At 59.9% G+C, this 18,719-nt stretch carries 23 protein-coding genes; 5 read left to right on the top strand and 18 right to left on the bottom strand.

Features of this window, described 5'->3' with window-relative positions; all coding sequences use genetic code 11:
• Positions 1–181: 181 nt before the first annotated feature.
• Positions 182–493, top strand: coding sequence for a type II toxin-antitoxin system HigB family toxin (locus tag ACJ8IM_RS14160; RefSeq protein WP_033636137.1), 312 nt, complete (start codon positions 182–184; stop codon positions 491–493).
• Positions 490–912 (top strand): helix-turn-helix domain-containing protein, encoded by a 423-nt coding sequence (locus ACJ8IM_RS14155; RefSeq protein ID WP_033636138.1) that lies wholly within the window; start codon positions 490–492, stop codon positions 910–912. Before ACJ8IM_RS14160 ends, ACJ8IM_RS14155 begins: the two co-directional genes overlap by 4 nt.
• 4 nt (positions 913–916) lie before the next feature.
• Here the strand turns inward: ACJ8IM_RS14155 and ACJ8IM_RS14150 are convergent, their stop codons facing one another.
• From ACJ8IM_RS14150 to ACJ8IM_RS14105, 10 genes are all read right to left on the bottom strand, one after another.
• Entirely contained in the window at positions 917–2,833 is a 1,917-nt protein-coding gene (locus ACJ8IM_RS14150) for a BglG family transcription antiterminator (RefSeq protein WP_033648995.1), read from the bottom strand.
• A gap of 51 nt (positions 2,834–2,884) precedes the next feature.
• Positions 2,885–4,099 carry a lactonase family protein gene (locus ACJ8IM_RS14145; protein ID WP_033654804.1) on the bottom strand — a complete coding sequence of 405 codons (1,215 nt, stop codon included), beginning with the start codon at positions 4,097–4,099 and terminating at the stop codon, positions 2,885–2,887.
• 214 nt (positions 4,100–4,313) lie between these two features.
• Complete coding sequence (gene dagF, locus ACJ8IM_RS14140) at positions 4,314–5,054, bottom strand: 2-dehydro-3-deoxy-phosphogluconate aldolase (protein WP_033654805.1); 741 nt, start codon at positions 5,052–5,054, stop codon at positions 4,314–4,316.
• The gene (locus ACJ8IM_RS14135; RefSeq protein ID WP_033636145.1) at positions 5,051–6,169 is read right to left on the bottom strand and encodes a DgaE family pyridoxal phosphate-dependent ammonia lyase; all 1,119 of its coding nucleotides are present in this window, start codon (positions 6,167–6,169) and stop codon (positions 5,051–5,053) included. The genes dagF and ACJ8IM_RS14135 overlap by 4 nt, the downstream gene beginning before the upstream one ends.
• The gene (locus ACJ8IM_RS14130) at positions 6,153–7,292 is read right to left on the bottom strand and encodes an amidohydrolase/deacetylase family metallohydrolase (protein ID WP_033654806.1); all 1,140 of its coding nucleotides are present in this window, start codon (positions 7,290–7,292) and stop codon (positions 6,153–6,155) included. Before ACJ8IM_RS14130 ends, ACJ8IM_RS14135 begins: the two co-directional genes overlap by 17 nt.
• Positions 7,293–7,352: 60 nt before the next feature.
• Positions 7,353–8,003 (bottom strand): DUF4310 family protein, encoded by a 651-nt coding sequence (locus ACJ8IM_RS14125; protein WP_033636148.1) that lies wholly within the window; start codon positions 8,001–8,003, stop codon positions 7,353–7,355.
• An 11-nt stretch (positions 8,004–8,014) separates the two neighbouring features.
• Positions 8,015–8,791: a DUF4311 domain-containing protein gene (locus ACJ8IM_RS14120; protein WP_004937006.1), complete on the bottom strand. Its 777-nt coding sequence runs from the start codon at positions 8,789–8,791 to the stop codon at positions 8,015–8,017.
• Between the two features lie 30 nt (positions 8,792–8,821).
• Positions 8,822–9,118 carry a DUF4312 family protein gene (locus ACJ8IM_RS14115; RefSeq protein ID WP_033636150.1) on the bottom strand — a complete coding sequence of 99 codons (297 nt, stop codon included), beginning with the start codon at positions 9,116–9,118 and terminating at the stop codon, positions 8,822–8,824.
• A complete protein-coding gene (locus ACJ8IM_RS14110) occupies positions 9,118–9,483 on the bottom strand; it encodes a glycine-rich SFCGS family protein (RefSeq protein WP_033636151.1) in 366 nt (121 codons plus the stop codon). Before ACJ8IM_RS14110 ends, ACJ8IM_RS14115 begins: the two co-directional genes overlap by 1 nt.
• A 36-nt stretch (positions 9,484–9,519) precedes the next feature.
• The gene (locus tag ACJ8IM_RS14105; RefSeq protein WP_089185451.1) at positions 9,520–9,846 is read right to left on the bottom strand and encodes a glycine dehydrogenase; all 327 of its coding nucleotides are present in this window, start codon (positions 9,844–9,846) and stop codon (positions 9,520–9,522) included.
• Positions 9,847–10,290: 444 nt separating this feature from the next.
• On the opposite strand from ACJ8IM_RS14105, the gene rnk reads away from it, so the two are divergent.
• The gene (rnk, locus tag ACJ8IM_RS14100) at positions 10,291–10,701 is read left to right on the top strand and encodes a nucleoside diphosphate kinase regulator (protein WP_004936993.1); all 411 of its coding nucleotides are present in this window, start codon (positions 10,291–10,293) and stop codon (positions 10,699–10,701) included.
• Between the two features lie 37 nt (positions 10,702–10,738).
• Here rnk and ACJ8IM_RS14095 read toward each other — a convergent pair whose 3' ends face one another.
• From ACJ8IM_RS14095 to ACJ8IM_RS14085, 3 genes are read right to left on the bottom strand one after another with little or no spacing between them, the layout of a single operon-like run.
• Positions 10,739–11,527 carry a sulfite exporter TauE/SafE family protein gene (locus ACJ8IM_RS14095; RefSeq protein WP_033636153.1) on the bottom strand — a complete coding sequence of 263 codons (789 nt, stop codon included), beginning with the start codon at positions 11,525–11,527 and terminating at the stop codon, positions 10,739–10,741.
• Complete coding sequence (locus tag ACJ8IM_RS14090) at positions 11,520–12,401, bottom strand: formyltransferase family protein (protein WP_101455684.1); 882 nt, start codon at positions 12,399–12,401, stop codon at positions 11,520–11,522. Before ACJ8IM_RS14090 ends, ACJ8IM_RS14095 begins: the two co-directional genes overlap by 8 nt.
• Positions 12,398–13,852, bottom strand: a complete 1,455-nt coding sequence (locus tag ACJ8IM_RS14085; protein WP_101455685.1) for an FAD/NAD(P)-binding protein — start codon at positions 13,850–13,852, stop codon at positions 12,398–12,400. The genes ACJ8IM_RS14090 and ACJ8IM_RS14085 overlap by 4 nt, the downstream gene beginning before the upstream one ends.
• Positions 13,853–14,135: 283 nt before the next feature.
• On the opposite strand from ACJ8IM_RS14085, the gene ACJ8IM_RS14080 reads away from it, so the two are divergent.
• Positions 14,136–14,918: an AraC family transcriptional regulator gene (locus ACJ8IM_RS14080; protein ID WP_025304388.1), complete on the top strand. Its 783-nt coding sequence runs from the start codon at positions 14,136–14,138 to the stop codon at positions 14,916–14,918.
• Between the two features lie 4 nt (positions 14,919–14,922).
• Here the strand turns inward: ACJ8IM_RS14080 and cybC are convergent, their stop codons facing one another.
• The 4 genes from cybC to ACJ8IM_RS14060 form a co-directional block, all read right to left on the bottom strand.
• On the bottom strand, positions 14,923–15,309 hold the full coding sequence (cybC, locus tag ACJ8IM_RS14075) for a cytochrome b562 (protein WP_101455686.1): 387 nt from the start codon (positions 15,307–15,309) through the stop codon (positions 14,923–14,925).
• Between the two features lie 138 nt (positions 15,310–15,447).
• The gene (gene pmbA / locus ACJ8IM_RS14070) at positions 15,448–16,788 is read right to left on the bottom strand and encodes a metalloprotease PmbA (protein WP_041036841.1); all 1,341 of its coding nucleotides are present in this window, start codon (positions 16,786–16,788) and stop codon (positions 15,448–15,450) included.
• 175 nt (positions 16,789–16,963) lie between these two features.
• Entirely contained in the window at positions 16,964–17,302 is a 339-nt protein-coding gene (locus ACJ8IM_RS14065; protein ID WP_047570411.1) for a helix-turn-helix domain-containing protein, read from the bottom strand.
• Complete coding sequence (locus ACJ8IM_RS14060; protein WP_033648984.1) at positions 17,286–17,648, bottom strand: type II toxin-antitoxin system RelE/ParE family toxin; 363 nt, start codon at positions 17,646–17,648, stop codon at positions 17,286–17,288. Before ACJ8IM_RS14060 ends, ACJ8IM_RS14065 begins: the two co-directional genes overlap by 17 nt.
• A 190-nt stretch (positions 17,649–17,838) precedes the next feature.
• Between ACJ8IM_RS14060 and yjgA the strand changes: the two genes are divergently transcribed.
• The gene (gene yjgA, locus ACJ8IM_RS14055) at positions 17,839–18,387 is read left to right on the top strand and encodes a ribosome biogenesis factor YjgA (RefSeq protein ID WP_004936968.1); all 549 of its coding nucleotides are present in this window, start codon (positions 17,839–17,841) and stop codon (positions 18,385–18,387) included.
• Between the two features lie 30 nt (positions 18,388–18,417).
• Here the strand turns inward: yjgA and ACJ8IM_RS14050 are convergent, their stop codons facing one another.
• Positions 18,418–18,717 carry a barstar family protein gene (locus ACJ8IM_RS14050; RefSeq protein ID WP_004936963.1) on the bottom strand — a complete coding sequence of 100 codons (300 nt, stop codon included), beginning with the start codon at positions 18,715–18,717 and terminating at the stop codon, positions 18,418–18,420.
• Between the last annotated feature and the right edge of the window lie 2 nt (positions 18,718–18,719).

The following is an 18,719-nucleotide window of genomic DNA, read 5'->3' as shown; positions in this document are numbered from 1 at the left end:
ACTGCCTGTAAATGCGAAGTATTGATTTACCCGCACGGCGCTAACCGCAATAGTATGCAACGACAAAAACGGGCTGCGGCCGGGTATTTCTCTCTCACTGTGAGCGGGGATGATAAGTTTACAATTTGTGAACACCTAAGACAGTCGCTATAATGTTCACCAGGCAGGAATCGAGGGAACGATGCATATCATTTCCAGGGAGCCGTTCAATAACGCAACCAAGCAATATCCTAATGAAGCCGCTGCTCTCGAGGCCATTTATAAAGCGTTGCGACGCGGCGAGTTCCGCACGCCGGACGAGTTAAAAGCGCTTTTTCCTTCGCTCGATCGTATGAAATACAAAGAGAAATGGTGGGTCATTGACGTCGGCGGCAACCACCTGCGGATTTTGTTCTTCGCCAGCTTCGAGACACAGAAAGTCTTCATAAAGCATATCGTTAGCCACGCTGAGTACGACAAGCTGATGCAGCACTATCGAAGGAGTTCATCATGATTACAGATGCCATTAAGGCCGCCGATGCGCTGCTGCGCGCCGTGCCCTTATTGCAGGGCAGCAGCTCTCAGCAAGACTACCGGGAAGCGCTCGAATTGGTGGAATATTTGCTGGAAAACGATGAACACCATCCGCTGATTGACATGCTGGCAAAAAAAATCGCCGAATATGAAGATAACAGCGCCGAATTTACCGCATTCAACCAGCGTATCGCCCAACTCCCGCAAGGAGTGGCCGCGCTTCGCGTATTGATGGAACAACACCAACTTAGCCAAAGTGATTTTGAACATGAGATCGGTAAAAAGTCGTTGGTCAGCCAAATCCTGAGTGGCAAAAGATCGCTGACCATTCCGCACATTATGGCGCTGGCCAAACGCTTCAATCTGCCCCCGGCCCTCTTCCTGCCGGAAGCGGATTAGCCCCTCAGCTCCGGCTCAGGCAGTCCAGCGCCACCGCTTTAAAGCTGTCGAAGCTGTCGCTGCTCAGCAGGCGGCTCATTGAGCGTTCACGCACGAAGGTGACGAACAGCTCGTAGATCGCCATCGCCTCTTCATAGTCGCTCTTGCTGATCGCCAGCAGGAAAATCACGTGCGCGACCTCGCCTTCTCCCCAGGCGACGCCCTGCGGCGCCAGCAGCGTCACCACCACGGTCTTTTTGGCCAGCAGCCCCAGCGAGTGCGGCAGCGCGATGCCCTCGCCCAGCAAGGTGGAGACGATCGCCTCGCGTTCGACCACCGACGGATAGAAGTCCGCGCCGACGTACCCTTCCCGCTCCAGCTGGCCGCACACTCGGCTGAACAGTTCCGCCTGCGTCAGCGGCTCGTTGAGCACCATGAAATGCTCGGCGTCGAAAAACTTCTCCAGCATGTACGGTCGGGTGCGATCCACCAGCACCAGCTTGCCCAGCTGCTCCAGCTGGTAATCGGTTGGGAACGGCGACATCACCACCACCGGCTTGTTCTTTTCGCCGATGCGGGCGTTGGAAATCACGAAGTCTTCGTCGATATGCGCAAGCATCTCGTAATCGCGCAGCGAGACGATGCGCGTCATCACCAGCTGCGGATACTTACGCGCAATCTGCGCCTGGATCATGCGCACCGTCGAGTTGCCGGTATCGCACACCAGCATCACCTGCGGGTGGCGTTCATAACCGATGTTGTAATGCCGCTCCAGCCCCACGCCGATGTGCAACACCAGATAGCCTATCTCATTCTCGCTCAGGGTATAGGGGGTGTATTTGCCCCAGCTGGAAACCGCCGCCAGCGTCACGTCGTAAGCCATCGGATAGTGCTGCTTGATGTTGGCCAACAGCGGATTGGGGATATTGATCTGGTATTTCACCCGCGTAATCATGGTCTTGATATGGGTGAGCAGATCGGCCCGCAGCTGCTCGTCGCCCTGCAGGTTGTAGTTATAGTGTGCGTTGATGTAGGACAGGATGTAGTCCACCAGCGCTTCTTCATCGTCGGCGTTGATCTCGGTCGGCTGCACGTCCTGCACGCGCCGCGCGGCGATATTGACCCGCAGATAGGCCTCTTCGGCCATCGAGATCTCTTTGCCGGAGGCAGAACGCAGTTCCGCCGCCAGGCGGGTCGATACCTGGCGCACCGCATCGTCGCCGTCTTCCACCTCGAAGTCCGGCAGCGGATAGCCGTCGTTGATGCGCCGCAGCGCCACCGCGCAGTAGAAGATCAGGTACTGCTCGCCCTCGTCGGTCAGGCGAATGGCGTATTGCGACAGCAGCGGGTGCAGCAATCCGGCGAACGCCGCTACCTGCGGCTGCAGCAGGATCTCGTTGTTGAGCAGCGGGTTCTCGGCGTCGGCCAGCTGCAGTTGGAACAGCAGATCGGTCAGGCAGGCGCGGATCGCCATCTCCGTGCCGAACAGCTTCATGCCGTAACGTGGCTTGGTTTCAATCGTCAATTGATAGTGCGCCAGACGCTCTCTCACCTCAGCCATGTCGTTTTGCAACGTACCGCGGCTGACGAACCACTCGTCGGCCAGATCTTCCAGTTTAAGGGAGAAGGCTGAGGTCAAAAAACGCACCAGCAGATAATGCACACGCTCCTGCGCGCTGCGCGGGGTGGCATGCTTGCGGCGCTCCTGATGCTGCAGGGCGCTGAACAGCGCGGCGTTATCGACCTGCAGGCGATAGCCGGCACCGCGGTTATGCACGAAACGCGCGCCGTATTTGTCCAGAATCTCGTTCAGCGCGGTGATGTCCGCCCGCACCGTGCGGGTGGACACGGCGAAACGCTTCGCCAGCTCATCCTGCGGCAAAGTCTCGGTTTGCAAAGCATCGAACAAGTAAGCCAAACGCGGGTAAGGAAATCGCACCATTCTGTGTCCGTCAATCAGGCGACCCGCCCGGCGAACCGGGCGGGCCACGGGTTACTTCGGCGGCGGCAGAAACGCCATTTGCGAGGGGCTGCCGATCGGTAGATAACCGCCCACAAAGCTGAGTTTGCCGTCCGTCGGGTTTACGCTGAAGCGGGTAACGTTATCGCTGCGCTGGTTCAGCGCATACAGATAGCGGCCATCCGGGCTCAGCGCCAGCGAACGCGGATAATCGCCGCGCGTCCAGGTTTCCGCCACCGGTTTCAACTCACCGCCGGCGCCCACGCTGAACTGGGCAATGCTGTTATGCAGCCGGTTGGCGACGTACAGCGTGTCGCCGTTCTTGCTGAGCGCCAGCCCCGAAGCGAAGCTGGTGCCCTGATAGTCGGCGGGCAGCGCGGAAACCGCATGCAGTTGTTTCAGAGTACCTTTTTGGCGATCAAAACGGTAGCTGGTCAACGTCGAGGCCTCTTCGTTCACCAGCAGCACGGCTTCGCCGTCCGGATGGAACACAAAGTGACGCGGACCCGCGCCGGCGGAAGAGGCGGCGATCCACGGCGGATCGTTCGGCGTCAGCCGGCCGCTCGCGGCGTCAAAGCGCCATTGGTAGATGCGATCCAACCCCAGATCGGTGGAGAACACGAACTTGCCGCTCGGATCGCTGGCGATCATATGGGCATGCGGGCCATTGTGATCGCTGATGGCGAAGCTGCCGTTCACCGCCGCCGCCGGTTTGGCCGCGCCCGTGGGGCCCTGCTGTTGCTGCACCGAGCTGGCGGCGCCCAGGCTGCCGTCCGCTTCGATCGGGAAAGCCGCCACGCTGCCGCTGACGTAGTTGGCCACCAGCAGATAGCGCCCGTCCGGCGTCGATGAAAGATACACCGGCCCCGCTCCCTGCGAATCCACCTGGTTGAGCTGCGTCAGGCCGCCGTCGGCCGGATTGACCCGGTAAGCGGTGATGCCGCCGTGCTTGCCGCCGTTGAAATCGGCCACTTCGCTGGCGACATACAGCGTCTTGCCATCGGCGCCCAGCGTCAGCTGCGCCGGATTCGGCACTTTGCTGACCAGCGTAGTGTGACTCAGCGCGCCGCTGGCCGGATCGACCTGCACCCGGTAAACGCCTTCGCCGTTGGGATTGTAGGTGCCGATATAGGCGAAATGAGATGACGTGGAATTCATTGCATCCTCAGCATGCAGCGCCGGGCCGGTCACGGCCAGCAGCGCCAGGAACAACGCGGTGCGTCGGGTTGGAGCCTGCCAGTTTCGCATAGTTATCCTCAGTATATATCCGTCATCTTTCAAGCCGCAGCGTTGTTGGCTGCCCGCACTCACCCCAGTCACTTACTTAAGTAAGCTCCTGGGGCTCCTGCGCTTGCCGCCTAGCTGCAACTTGAAAGCTATAGGCTATAGCTAACGGCGGCGCGGCATGCCGCGCCAGGGGAAAACCTTCGCCTCCCAGCGTTTACCTCATCCCATTACGCGTTCAGCCCACCAGCTTTTTGGTCATCGCCAGCAGGGTTTTCACGTCCTGCGGGCGCGTGTCGCCGCTGGCGGCGTCGATGATCGAACTGTAGATATGCGGGATCACGCGTTTCACGCCGGCCGCCAGCGCGATCTCGACGATCGGCTCGTAGTTCTCCAGATCGATGCCGCCGGTCGGCTCCAGCATAAAGTCATGCTCGGCGCAGGCCTTGGCTACGTACTGATATTCGTCCTTGCACTTCAGGCCGCCCATCGGGAAATACTTGATGGAGCTGCCGCCCATGTCTTTCAGCAGGGCGATGGCGGTTTCCACCGGCACGATGCCGTCCGGCGCCGCGGCGCTCAATGGGCCGGTAGAGATCTTCACCCAACCGACGCGGCCGGTTGGCGACACCAGGCCGTTGACCACGCTGTCGTTCTGGCCCAGCAGCGCGCGGCTGGCGCCAACGCCGGTAAACACCTGGTTGATGTGCTGCGGCTGCACCTGCTGAGCGATCAGGCTGACCATCGCCGACTGCTTCGGATCGCCGGCGCCCAGGCCGACCGAGAGCGCGTTTTCGATCAGGCGCGCATAGCGCAGCATGTCGGTCACCGCGCTGTCGACGTCCGGGTAGTTCTTGGAGAGCACGCCCACCAGCACATGGCCTTCCGCCGCGGCGTAGATGTCCTGCGCGTTGGCTTTGGAGCCGGCCAGCACGTTCAGGCAGACGCGGTCGCGATAGTAGTTAGGCTGCAGCTTCATGCTTGTTTCTCCGTAAACAGGTTTTTGATACAGGTAAAGACGGTCATCAGCTGTTGCTCATCGACGCTGCGCACGTCGACCTCAATCTTGCCCTCGTTGGCCTTGTAGCCGCGGAAGTAGATGGCGATGTCGCCGGTTTTCAGCGCCTGGACGATGTCATAGGTCGACCGCCCCAGCACCGCTTCGTCGAAGGCGATCTCGGCGCGGGCGATATCGCGGCCGGCGCTGTCCCAGACGGTTCTGGCGCTGACGCCGGTCAGGGTGTTGAGGCTGTCGAGGAACGGCGTCATCCGCGCCACCATCTGTTGCCCGGTGGTTTTCTCAAGCGTCAGATAGCTTTCGATCGCCTGCGTCAGGCCGAGGATGCCCTCTTTGCCGACCTTCATCGCCCGGCCGATGCCGCCGGACTGCAGCTTCACCCACTCGACGTACTGTTTCTTGCCGATAACCAGGCCGCTGGTCGGCCCCTCGATGGCTTTGGCGCCGCTGTAGATCACCAGATCGGCTCCCATCTGGTAGTAACACATCAGATCTTCTTCCGCCGCGGCGTCGACGATCAGCGGCAGGTTATGCTTGCGCGCCACCACCGCCGCCTGTTCGACGGACAGAATGCTTTTCTGCACGCAGTGGTGCGATTTGACGTACAGGATCGCCGCCGTCTGCGGCGTGATGCAGGCTTCAATCTGCTCCGGCGAACATTCGTTGGCGTAGCCCGCTTCCACCACCTTGCCGCCGCCCAGCGCCACCATGGTGTCCACCGGCGCGCCGAAGTTGACGTTGTGGCCGCGCGGCAACACGATCTCACGCGGCACGGCGATCGGCGCCGAGTGCAGGTTCACCAGCAGATTGGCGTTATCTTTGACGATCACCGCCGCCACCGACTGGGCGATGCCCGCCGAGGCGCAGGAAACGATCACCGCGTCCTCCACGTTGAGCAGATCGGCGATGTAGGCGCCGGTCTTGTTGACCAGATCCTTGATTTCGAAATAGTGATTCAGGCCGTAGTCAACGGCGTCGATCACATCCTGGCGCGGCGTGGAAACGCCGAGAATGGTCATGCGGCCGGAGGTGTTGATCACCTGCTTCAAACCGTATTTTTCATAAATCGAAGACATGGCTTGCCTCCCCTTGTTCGGTTAATAGGATTTCCCCGGCCACCACCGCGGCCAGCGGCACCAACAGCTGTTCGCCCTCGGCGGTTTGCCCTTCGGCGTCGGCGAACACCTGCGGTTCGCGGCGCAGTTCAAACAGCGTGAAATCGGCGTCATAGCCCGGCTCCAGCCGCCCTTTGCCGCTGAGCTGCAGCGCCGACGCGGCGTTCTCCGTCACGCAGGCGATCACCTGCGGCAGCGTCAGGCCGACGCTGAAAAATTTGGACATCACCGTCGCCAGGCTGTGCACCGGCCCGTTCATGCGGTTGCGGCAGTAAATATCGGAGCTGATGGTGTGCGGCAAAATGCCCAGCTTGATCGCCTGGCGCGCCACCTCGAAGCTGAAGCTGGCGGTGCCGTGCCCCACGTCGAGCAACACGCCGCGCCGCAGCGCGCGCTGGATCGACTCGCGCAGCGTGCCCGCCGGTGTCAGAATGCGGTTCGGTTTGCCGTTGTAGCAGTGGGTGATGATGTCGCCACGGGTCAGCAGATCGGCGATCTCGTCCAGATCCGGCGGGTTGTTGCCGATATGCACCATCAGCGGCAGTTGGCGGTTTTCCCGCTGGATCTCTTTGGCCAACACCAGCGGCCGGGTGCCGTTCTTGCCCACCACGCTGCTGCTCATGCGCGCCTTGATGCCGATAATGAAACCGGGATGGTTGGCGATGGCCTGGCCGGCCTCGCGCTTGTCGATGTCCGTCAACTCCGCCAGCTCGTTCTGCCGCAGCAGGCCGATGCGCGAGATGTTGAGGAAGGCGAACACGTTGGTTTTGGCGCTGCGCGTCAGCTGATAAAAGGCGTCGATATCGTCGGCGCCGGTGCTGCCGGCATCGACTACGCTGGTGACGCCGCTGGCGACGCCGACCCGATCCGGCTCGTCATGGTAAATCGGCGAGTCGGGATAGCAGTGCACGTGCGCATCGATCCAACCGGCGCTCAGGCGGCAGTTGCCCGCCAGATCCAGTTGGCGAACGGCGCTGACGTCCGCCGCCAGCCGCCCGACCGAGGCGATTTTGCCGTCTTTCACCGCCAGATCGATCAGCGTGTCGTCCGCCAGTCTGGCGCCTCTGATTACTAAGTCATACATACCGCATTGCTCCTGTTAGCCCGGGCGCCGCCGCATCGGGCGGCGCCTGGCGCAGGCCTCTCAAGAAATGGCTACCGGGAAGATCGCCCCCAGGATCATCGCGCCGAGGATCGCTCCGCCGGTGATCGGTTTACCCCAGATATAGAACAGCAGCGCGCCGAGCAGCGAACCGATGCCGATCGGGATCGAGGCGGTCATCGCCGACAGGATGATCAACGGCCCGAGGAAACGGCCCGACGAGTTGCCCGCGCCCATCATCACGTCCGCCCCGTAGGTGGAGTTGCTCTGATTGATGGTGAATTTGCGCGCCAGAATGATCACGTAACCGATCGCCAGGCCGATGACCAGGCCGGTCACCAGCGAAGCGGCGAAGTTGGCGACCGGGAACACGATGCCGGCCCCCAGCAGCAGCGCCGGCACGCCCAGCCCAACGCCGGTCTGGATCGCGCCGCCGATGTCCAGGATGCCCACCAGCGAGCCTTCGATGATGCGCGCGAACAGGAAGCTGGCGCCGAACGCCGCCACCGCTCCGTATACGCCGGTATCCATCCCCGCCCGCAGCATGGAAACGAACGCCACTTCGTTAAAGGCGCCGATGCCGTACAGGTAGTACATGTGCGTCCCGGCGAACACGCCGGAGGACAACAGGCCAACAAAAATCGGGAATGACCAGTCGGCGTACCAGAAGCCTTTTTGGGTTTGCTCTTCCATCATCCCGCTCCTTATTTACCGCTCAGGGTGTTGTGAATGGCGTCCAGCCAGCCCGGCACGCCGAGGCTGAAGGACTCGAGAACTTTCATGTCGAAGCCGCGGAAGAAGCCGCTCAGCACGAACAGCAGCACGATCACCGCCATCATGATCTTGGTGATCTTGTTCCAGCCGCTCTCTTCCACGCCTTTGCCGATCAGAATGCCCAGCACCAGGCCCGGCACGGCGTTGCCCATGATCAGCTGCGCCAGGCCGCCGAAGATGGTGCCCCAGAAGCCGGAACGGCGCCCGGCGTCGATCGCCGCCAGCCAGAAGATCACTGGCATCACGGTGTTCACCAGCAGGTTGGCCGCCGGTACCAACACCTTGATCGCGGTGACCTGCAGCGCGGCAGGCACGGCGGAAGCGGTGGTATTGAGGAACGCCACCACCAGCATGCCGATGATGCCGCAGGCAATAGCCATTTTTTTCGGATCGTGCAGCGTTTGCGCCAGATTGCGGTTCTTGACCATCAGGGCCGCCGCGCCCCAGTGCGGGATGATGCGGTGGTCGACGTCCTGCGTGAAGGAACCCGCCGCCACGGAAGACGCCCAGGCGTTGAAGAAGAAGCCCAGACCGAATGAGAAGTGGGAAGCCGGATCGCCCTCGCAGGAATTCAGCTCGCCCAGGGTGCGAAACGCCCCCATGCCCTGTGTTGTCGGCGCGTGGAACATGCGTGCGGCGCCGGCCCCTACGCCGACCCCCACCAGCCCACCGATAATAATCGATTTAAATAAGATGATTAAAAACATCAGTATACCCTTTCATTTATGCTAACGTTTTTATTTCGTGACGAAGACAACCTTCTCGGTATTGATAATGGTTACGTTCACGGTTATTTCCAGAGAAACGGCATAGCTCTTTCTTTCACGCGGCAAAAAGAAGAAAAGAAATTTCTCTTTAGTTATTTTCTCTTCCGCTCTCACGACGCTGACGTCCTGCGGCTCGATACGCAGCAGAATATTGTTGGTGGACTTTAATACCGCACCCTGCACATTAGCCAAGGCGGAAGCAAAAGCTTTCGCTTTGCTGTCGCCTTTACCCTCCACCTTTACCGATGTGGTATATTGCTCTTTCATTATGGATTGCCATGTTTTTTGATGTAGGCTTCCACCAATTTCTGGCCCAACTCTTCTTTATCCATAAAGCCGAAGCCCAGCACGTTGCAGCCTTCGTTAATTGCCGTCACGCCCTCTTCCACCGAACGCATGCCGTATTTGGCTTTGTAGCCGTGTTTGGTTTGCGCGGTAATCGCGCCGGCGCCGCCGCTGCCGCAAAAAGAGATGCCCAGCTGCGCGTTTTCCGCTTTCATGACGTCACCCAGCTTCATATCCGCCGCCACGCCGGGGATAACCACCGCTTTTCCGCCTGCGTTTTCAACGCCCTGGCCGACTTTTTGCCCTTTACCCAAACGATCGCCGATCACTACGGTAATTTGACCCATGGTATATTCTCCTGATTGAAATCGATGCGTTAACCGCTATGCGTTATTATCTTTCGCCACTTCGAAGTGCACTGACAATAAATAGGCTTCTTCGATAGGCAATGTGCCAAACTGATTCACCACGCGCTCCGCCATTTGCATGGATTCGGCGGAGATTTCGTCGAACAACGATTTATCCACCTCCGGCAACGGCTCGCCGGTTATTGAACGCAGCACCATGGCGCGAATATGTGATTCCAGCATCTGTTGCTGCACCGCATTGGTATAAATATTTTCAGCATTCAGCATCGCGGCAATATCCGCCAACACCCGAGCGGTGATCTCACCGGCTGCGCTGACATCGGATTGTTCAATTTCTTTTATCGAAGCAGATCCATCATTCACTTTTCAGTACCCCTAGATCCCACATTAATCAGTAAGCCGTAAAGCGCATCACCTGAATAACCCGCTTTCTGTGATGTCTTTACCCTACCCCCGGTAGGATTTTCTGTGTAGACCGGTTTTTTCCAGTTCGAAGTGGAAATCGCATGACGCGCGGGGATCCATTTCGCAAAACGGCGCTGCGGTGAAAAAGTTAATGAGATAACAAATAGATAACCGGGCTAACCGTTTCTTTCGCCACAATTGACGATAAAAGCCTTCGTGATCGGGATCTCTTTCTTTTCTCGTCCCAACCGCCTACTATCAATGGGACAAATCGACATTACCCACACCCCCGCTCCTCTGGCGCGGGGGTGTTGCTTTGTGTTGTTTTTCCGAATTTATGGGTGCACAGACTGGCACCCTTTGATTTGACTGGAGAGTGGAATGACCAAACCCATCATTACTATTAATGAGCTGGATGCGGAACGCCTGGATGCGCTATTGGAACAACCGGCCTTTGCCAACACCGACGTCGCCGCCGCGCTGAACGACGAGTTGGATCGCGCGGAAATCCTGCCGCCGGAGAAAATGCCGGCCAACGTGGTGACCATGAACAGCCGCGTGCGTTTTCGCGATCTGCACACCGATGAAGAGCACGTGCGCACGCTGGTTTACCCGGCATCGCTGAAAGACAGCCACGATCAGCTGTCGGTGATGGCGCCGCTGGGCGCAGCGCTGCTCGGCATGCACGTCGGCAAGCAGATTTCCTGGCAATTGCCGAACGGTGAAGAAGCGCGGATTGAAGTGCTGGAATTGCTGTACCAGCCGGAAGCGGCGGGCGAATACCACCGTTAAGCGGTTCTCAGGGCGGCATCCGGCCGCCCTTTCTGTTTCAGACGCAGATAGCGATCAGCACGGCGATCAGCAGCAGCACGTAGATTTTGGCATGCAGCGCATCGCTCACCTTAGGCAAACAGCGCCTGGCAAATACGATCCCCGCAATCCCCGCCACCACCAGCAGCCCCAGAACGTTCAGATTGACGTAGCCCAGATACTGCGGCCCGCTCATCTCGCGCCACCCCAACACGATATACATCAGCGCGCCGATCACCGCCACCGGGATCGACAGCGGGTTGGCGGCGCTGACGCAATACTTCATGTCGTAACCATGGCGGCGCAGCAGCGGCACCGTCATCACGCTGCCGCCCACCCCCAGCAGGGTGGCGATGCCGCCGATCAGCGGCCCGCCGCCCCACAGCGTGGCGGGGGAAAGTTCGGCGCGCGCCGGTTTGATCAAAAAACCCCGGCGGAACAGACAGTCGGCGATGGTCACCGCCATATAGGCCACGAACAGCCCGCGGATCACGCCGTCCGCCAGCAGCGAGGAGGCGAACGCGCCCAGCGCCGCGCCGATGCCGATGAAAAAGATCAGCGGCACGATGGTTTCACGCAGCAGGTTGCCGCTGCGCCAGTTGGTCAGCGTGGCGTAACTCGCGTTGAGGATCATCACCGCCGTCGAGGTCGCCACCGCGATATGCATCGCCTGGCCGGGCTGCTCGCCCGACGCGGAGATCAGGTGATAGACGAAAGGCACCACCACAAAGCCGCCGCCGAAGCCGAACAGAATGGTGGTGATGCCGGTCAGAAAACCGGCACCCAGTACAATCAAGGTTTCAATCATGGCCGTGCGCCCGCACGAAGTCGTCGAACCCGGCGCAGAACTGCCCCGCCAGCGGGTGAAAACGATCGCCGACGAACAGCCCCAGATACTGCTCGCGCACGGCGTCATGGTCCACCAGCTCAATGCCCGCCTGTTCCGCCTGCGCCAGCGTCTGCGCGTCCGGGAAGCCCCAATAGCGCGAATCGCCCTGCTTTTCCGCCGCGATCGCTTCGCTGTGCTCCGCCAACATCAGCCGGCGCGCCAGGAAAGAGCCACTCTGCACGCCCAACAGCATCATGTTTTCCAGGAACGACAGATCGTGACGCAGCTCGGCGGGCAGGCGGGCGATAACCGGGCCGGCGTCCCAGTGCTCATCCATTTCATGCAGCGTTACCGCACAGTCCCTGTCACCGTTCATCAACGCGCGGAACAGCGTCATCACCCCGCGATAACGCGGCAAGTCCCCCGGATGCAGGTTCCACAGCAGCTTGCCGCGTCGGCTGAAGGCGCGCACATAGTCGGCGGAGAATTTCTGATAACAGCGCAGGGAGATCACCCCATCCATATGCCCCAGGCTGCTGATAAACGCGGCGTCATTGATGTCGAGAACGCGATGCGCTTTGACCCCGGCGGCGGCCAGGAACAGGGCCGGCGGCTGATAGGCCCCCTCGCAGGCGGCGGCGTTGCGGCCAACGAACGGGAACACGAAATCGTTCAGCACTTCGCGCTCATACAGCCCCAGGCGGCGAACCGCCGGCTCCTGCGTGCGCCCGGCGCTTTTCGCCAGGGGGAAATACACCGTAAAGGCACACTCGCCCTTCAGGGTGGCGGTCAGATCCTGACACACCAGCCAGGAGAAAATGTCGTTGCCGACAAAGAGCGCTACGTTTTTCATGCTTCAGCCTTCTTTGCGTTGAAAATAGGGTTGTTGAACACGATCTTGCTGATATCTCGCGTGATGGACTCCATCGCCGAGGTGTAAAAAAGATCGCCCTTGGCAGGCGCGCCGAGCGAGTAGAGATGCTGCTCGCGGCCGCGTCGGTCGGCGATTTTCAGCGTGTGCGGGTTGCACTTCACGCCGCCGAACAGGTTCTCTTGCACCAGCCCGTCTTGCAGCAGTTGCTGGCTCAGACGGTTGGGCGGCAGTTGATAGGACGGCGTGGTGCAGTTGAACAGATACTGCGCATGTACCCGCGCCTCATGGCAACGAAGGATAAACCCGTCCGTTCCCTTGCTGATATCCGCCAGGCCGCCACAGGCGCGCAGGCGTTGGCTCTCCAACGCCGCTACGATCTTGTTGGCGTTCTTGATCGGCATGGCGTGCCGATTGCGCATCCAGGAGGAGTTGTAAAAGCGCATGAAGACCTGCCGGTTGTTGGCATCCATCTTGACCCAGGCGGCGCACACCGCCGGGTGGATCGCCGCCAGATAGCTGCAGATATGCTCCCGGGCAAAACGCGCGCGATCGAGGCTTTCCGCCAGATCGCGGTAACAATCGCGCCTTTCCCCCAGCGCCGAGAGCACCGTCAACCGCTCCGGCCCCGGATAGTGGCGCGCCAGCGCGGCGTTGATCGCATGCACCAGTTGATGCGCGTCAATGAAATCGCGGCCGGCGACAAAGCGCCGAACCCCCTCCACAAACGCCTCCGGCGGCGGACGCATCAGCGCCGGCTGCACGCTGGGGAACAGGCCCGAGCGCGACAGGGCGCAGATGTCGGTCGCCCCCAGGCGCTCCATCAGCTCAACGATGGCGTCAATCGCCGTCAGGCTGCAGCCGATCACGCCGATGCTCGAATAAGGGTTGATCGGCGGCAGATCCTGGTGGGCCTGATAAGCGATCACCCCATCCACCGGATAGAGACATTCCGGCGGGTTGTGCCCCGAACACAGCACCAGCGCGTTCATCTGTTCGGCACCGCCACAGGTGGTGGTCAGCCGGTAGCCGGCTTCCAGCGGCGCGATGGCATTCACTTCGGCGGTCACGAAATTCAGCGCTACGTTGCTGTCCGCCGCCATATAAATCGTCATGTCGCGAATAAAATCGAGATATTCCCGATACAGCCAGCGCGGCGGATAACGATCCTGGCAAAACTGTGGGAAATGCATGGCGATCCAATCGACGAAGTGCGCATCGTCGAAAATATCCGCCGACATATTTTCCGGCGTCATATTTAATATATGGCTGTCAAAATCGCTGCTGTATGCCATACCGCCCTTGAAGCCCTGCTTGTCGAACACCGTCAGGGAAAGCGGCCTTTTGCAATGATTAACCGACTTATTTTTTATAAAGTTATACGCAAAAGCGATCCCGGCGGCTCCGCCGCCAACCACACCGAACTTATACATGAAATATCACCTTATAGTCATTGAACTGCGCTAAGAACTATTGCTTCAGGTGTTGGAATAAAAAGACGCTTTATTCCTTATTAACTTCTTGTATTGCGAGAACGAAAATCTTCGTCCCACCCCGGTGTGAAAACTTGCACGGGCTATATGGCCGATAAAATAGCGGCGTCCCGAACAAGCGTTATTTTTCTGCTCCGATAGTAGGGCGACGGCCGTTGGCTTGCTTTATATGAAGGGCCAACTATCATTGCGTTTCGGCCAATCTGCCCGCCAAAGGGAACACATGCGCAACGTCCGCATTGATGACATCGACCACGTAACGCGCGCGGTGATCGCCATCGGCACCGATTATCCGCCGGGGCACCTGCTGCCGATGCACAGCCACCGGCGCGCGCAGTTGTTGTACGGCGCCACCGGCGTCATGCACGTTTTCACGCAGCAAGGCAATTGGGTCGTCCCGCCGCAGCACGCGGTGTGGCTGCCGCCGCAGATGCCGCACGCGGTGAGGATGGTCGGCGTCACCACCCGCAGCCTGTATCTCGAACCCGGCGCGTTGCCCGCCGAACGGCCGCAGGTCTGTCAGGTGGTCAGCGTCACTCCGCTGATGCGCCAGCTGTTGATGGCAGCGGTGGATATGCCGCTGGAGTATGAACAAGAGGGGCGCGACGGAGCGCTGGCAACGCTGCTGCTGCATGAGCTGGCCCGGCTGCAACCCTTGCCGTTGCACATCCCGCTGCCCGCCGATCCCCGGCTGGGCGAGCTGTGCCGTGCCTTTTTGCAGCACCCCGACGCCCACGACTCCGCGCAGCGGTGGGCCCCTCGTCTGTACATGAGTATTCGCACCTTCAGCCGTTTCTTTCGCGCGCAGACCGGCCTGCCGTTTTCGCAATGGCGCCAGCGCGCCTGCGTGGTGCTGGCGTTGGCGCTGCTGGCCGAAGGGCGCAGCGTAACGCAGGTGGCGATGGAGATGGGATATGACAGCAGCGCGGCGTTTTCAACCATGTTTCGCCGCGTGCTGGGGCAGGCGCCCTCCTCCTATCTGACGGAAGACGGGCGCGACGGTTGACGGGTTAGCGGAATTTCTTGTGGTTGGCGTCGCGGGTCTGTTTGAATCCCTGCGCCAGCTGCTTCGCTTCGGCGACTTTGCCCTGGTTGGCCAGCGCCAGCGCCTGATCGATCTGGCCGATCAGGATATCCAACCCGCTGCGGAAATCTTTCATCTCCGGGCTGTCGGCGGCTTTGTCTTCCAGCTTCGGCGGAGTGCCCTGTTTGGCGTCCTGCGCGGCGGCGCGCATGTTTTGCAGGCTCTGTTTGAGGGTGGCGGCGGAATCGGTATTCAGCACCGTTTTGTAGTTTTCCGCCAGGGTGTCCATATCGTCGCCCAGATCGGCGGCGACCGCCAGCGAGCTGGCTGCCAGCAGCGTCAACGCCGCCAGCGCTTTCAGGGTATTCTGCATGTTTGCTCACCTTCCAGTTATTGTTTTAATTAACCCACCGTTACCATAGGCAAGACCGGGCAAAACCGAAACCGGAGATTTGTAAGCAAGGTTAAGACTGGATAACGCGCGACCGGCGGGTACCGATCGCGCAGAGGATCACTGACCGGCGATCTTCATTTCCGGCAGCAGCACCGAACCGCACTGGATATTGCTGCGGGTTTCGATATCGCTGCCGACGCTGACGATGTTGCGCAGCATGTCTTTCAGGTTGCCGGCGATGGTGATCTCGCTGACCGGATATTGGATCTCGCCGTTTTCCACCCAGAAACCGGCGGCGCCGCGCGAGTAATCGCCGGTGACGCCGCTGACGCCCTGGCCCATCAGCTCGGTGACCACCAGGCCGGTGCCAAGCTGTTTCAGCATGCCGGCGAAGTCGGCGCCCTGCCCGGCAATGCGCCAGTTATGGATGCCGCCGGCATGGCCGGTGCTGTGCAGGCCCAGCTTGCGCGCCGAGTAGCTGGTCATCAGCCAGGTTTGCAGCACGCCGTCCTTGACGATATCGCGCCGCTGGGTGCGCACGCCCTCGCTGTCGAACGGCGTCGACGCCAGCCCTTTCAGCAGGTGCGGATGCTCTTCGACGGTCAGCCACGCCGGCAGGATCTGCTTGCCGAGCGAGTCCAGCAGGAAGGTCGATTTGCGGTAAACGCTGCTGCCGCTGATGGCGCCCACCAGATGACCGAACAGCCCGGTGGCCACCTCGGAGGCGAACAGCACCGGCGCCTTCATGGTCGACAGTTTGCGCGGCGCGAGACGCGCCAGCGTGCGGCGGGCGCACTCCTGCCCCACCCACTCGGGGCTTTGCAGATCGCCCATCGCACGGCCGATGGTGTAAGCGTAATCCCGCTCCATATCGCCGTCCTGCTCAGCAATGACGCAGCTGGACAGCGAGTGGCGGCTGGAACAGTAGCTTTGCAGCATGCCGTGGCTGTTGCCGAACACCTTGATGCCGTAGTGGCTGTTGAAGCTGCCGCCTTCGGTGTTGGTGATGCGCTTGTCCGCCGCCAGCGAAGCCTGCTCGGCGCGCGCCGCCATCTCGATGCCGCGCTCGGCGTCCAGCTCGATCGGGTGGAACAGATCGAGATCCGGCGCCTCGAACGCCAGCAGATCTTTCTCCGCCGGGCCGGCGCAAGGATCCTCAGAGGTGTAGCGCGCGATATCCAGCGCCGCCTGTACGGTGCGGGCGATGGCGTCCGGGCTGAGATCGGTGGAAGAGGCGCTGCCTTTGCGCTGGCGGTGATACACGGTGATGCCCAGCGCGCCATCGCTGTTGAACTCGACGTTTTCCACCTCGCCGAAGCGGGTGCTGACGCTGATGCCGGTCGATTTGGTGACCGCGACTTCCGCCGCGTCGGAACCGGCGCGGGCCAGCTCCAGCGCCTGAGAGACGGCCTGTTCCAGCGCCTTGCGCTGTTCTGCAACTTGAGTGACTACTTTCATCAATCTGCCATAATTAATCAGAAAATCGTTGAGAAAAGTGCCGGAGCGGCGTAGTTGTGCACGCGGAGCGGCGCGCAAAAATCCTGAGATCTCTGCCGTTGAGTCTAACAGGAACCGCGTTGAATTTCGCATAAAGCCGAACGGCAAAGCGGGGATAACATGCAAAAGCCGTGCATCACTCGACGATCAGTTTTACCGACTTGCCAATATTCGCCATCATGTTGACCAACGCATCCAGCGTGAACTTCTCGGTTTTCTGATTCACCACGTCGGACACGCGCGGCCGGGAAGTGTGCAGATAACGCGCCGCCTCCTCCTGGCGATAACCTTCTTCCTCAATCCACGCGCTGATCTCACCCATCAGCTGTTTTTTCAGTGCGATAAGCTGCGCAATTTCCGCATTGGACTGCGCTTGCAATTGCCGAGCCTCGTCGGCGGAAAATCCCAGATCCGCAAACACATTGCCGCCTGCGGGCGTAACGTGGCGCGAATCGATATCAATCGGCTTGGTCATGACCTTTACTCCGCTCATTAATGACCGCGTCATAACGCGCTTTGATTATCTGAATATCGTGGCGGCTGGTTTTCTCCGCCTTCTTCTGAAAGCTGTGCAAGACATAGATCGCTTCGCTGAACTTTGCCACATAGACCACCCTGAATGCCCCACCGATGGCATATAAACGGATTTCGATAACGCCGCTTCCGCAGTTGGCCATCGGCTTCCAATTACCGGGTTCCAGACCTCTTTGCACTTTACTCAGTTCAAATCCTGCCGCTTTTCGCGCATCGATTGGGAAGGCCAGCAAATCCTCTAGCGATGAGCCACGCCAATCAATGGCTTTCTCGATGCCATCATCCATGAATATCACCTCCTTTTGTATAAAATTTTATACAGACAGGGTGATAAAAACAACCGTGCAAATTCCCAAGACGGGCAGCCAGGCGCGATAATCCCCCAACGTGGCAGCTATACTCAGTTTGCTCAAGGCACGCAATTGGCGGGTTGCCGGACAACCTGTTAGGATTAGCCTCTTTTTAACGGAGCCTACCATGAACAAACAGCCTGAAGACTGGCTCGACGATGTCCCGGAGAATGAAAACGAGGACGATGACGAGATTATCTGGGTCAGTAAAAGTGAGATTAAACGTGATGCCGAAGCGCTGAAAGACCTGGGGGCCGAAATGGTCGATCTGGGCAAAAACGCGCTGGATCGCATCCCGTTGGACGAAGATTTGCGCGCCGCCATCGAGCTGGCGCAGAAGATCAAGAAAGAGGGTCGTCGCCGTCAGCTGCAGCTGATCGGCAAGATGCTGCGCGCCCGCGATATCGAGCCGATCCAGACCGCGCTCGACAAGCTGAAAAACCGCCACAACCAGCAGGTTTCGCTGTTCCACAAGCTGGAAGCGCTGCGCGACCGTCTGGTGGAAGAAGGCGATGACGTGATTCCGTCGATCCTGGATCTGTATCCGGCCGCCGATCGCCAACAGCTGCGTTCACTGGTGCGCAACGCGCAGAAAGAGAAGGCCGCCAACAAGCCGCCTAAGGCTTACCGCCAGATCTTCCAATACCTGCGCGAGCTGGCCGAAGCGGCCGACTAAGCGCCGCCGCCATCCCGGGATGAACCCGTTTCATCCCCGGTGATGGGCCGGTTCGCCGCTGCTTTCGCGGATATTGAAACGCAGGCTGCCTTCCAGCTCTTCTTCCGCCTCTTCAAACAGCAGAATGATCGCGCCGAAACGACGCTTGCTGCGGGCATTCAGGTGAGTGAACTCGATTTCCACCGGCAGGCCGATATCGCCGGTCACCACGTCCCACAGCGCGTCGAGGTTGGCGCCAAACCCCTCGTCCAGCGCAAACTTGTGCGCAAAATCGCGGTAGAAGGTCGGCACATCCTGGATCTGTTCGAAATCAAACTCTACTTTTGCCATCA

Origin of the sequence: Serratia sp. CY33525, from assembly GCF_052169115.1 — a bacterium.
GTDB lineage: Bacteria > Pseudomonadota > Gammaproteobacteria > Enterobacterales > Enterobacteriaceae > Serratia > Serratia sarumanii.
This window is presented reverse-complemented; position numbering and strand designations above follow the sequence as displayed.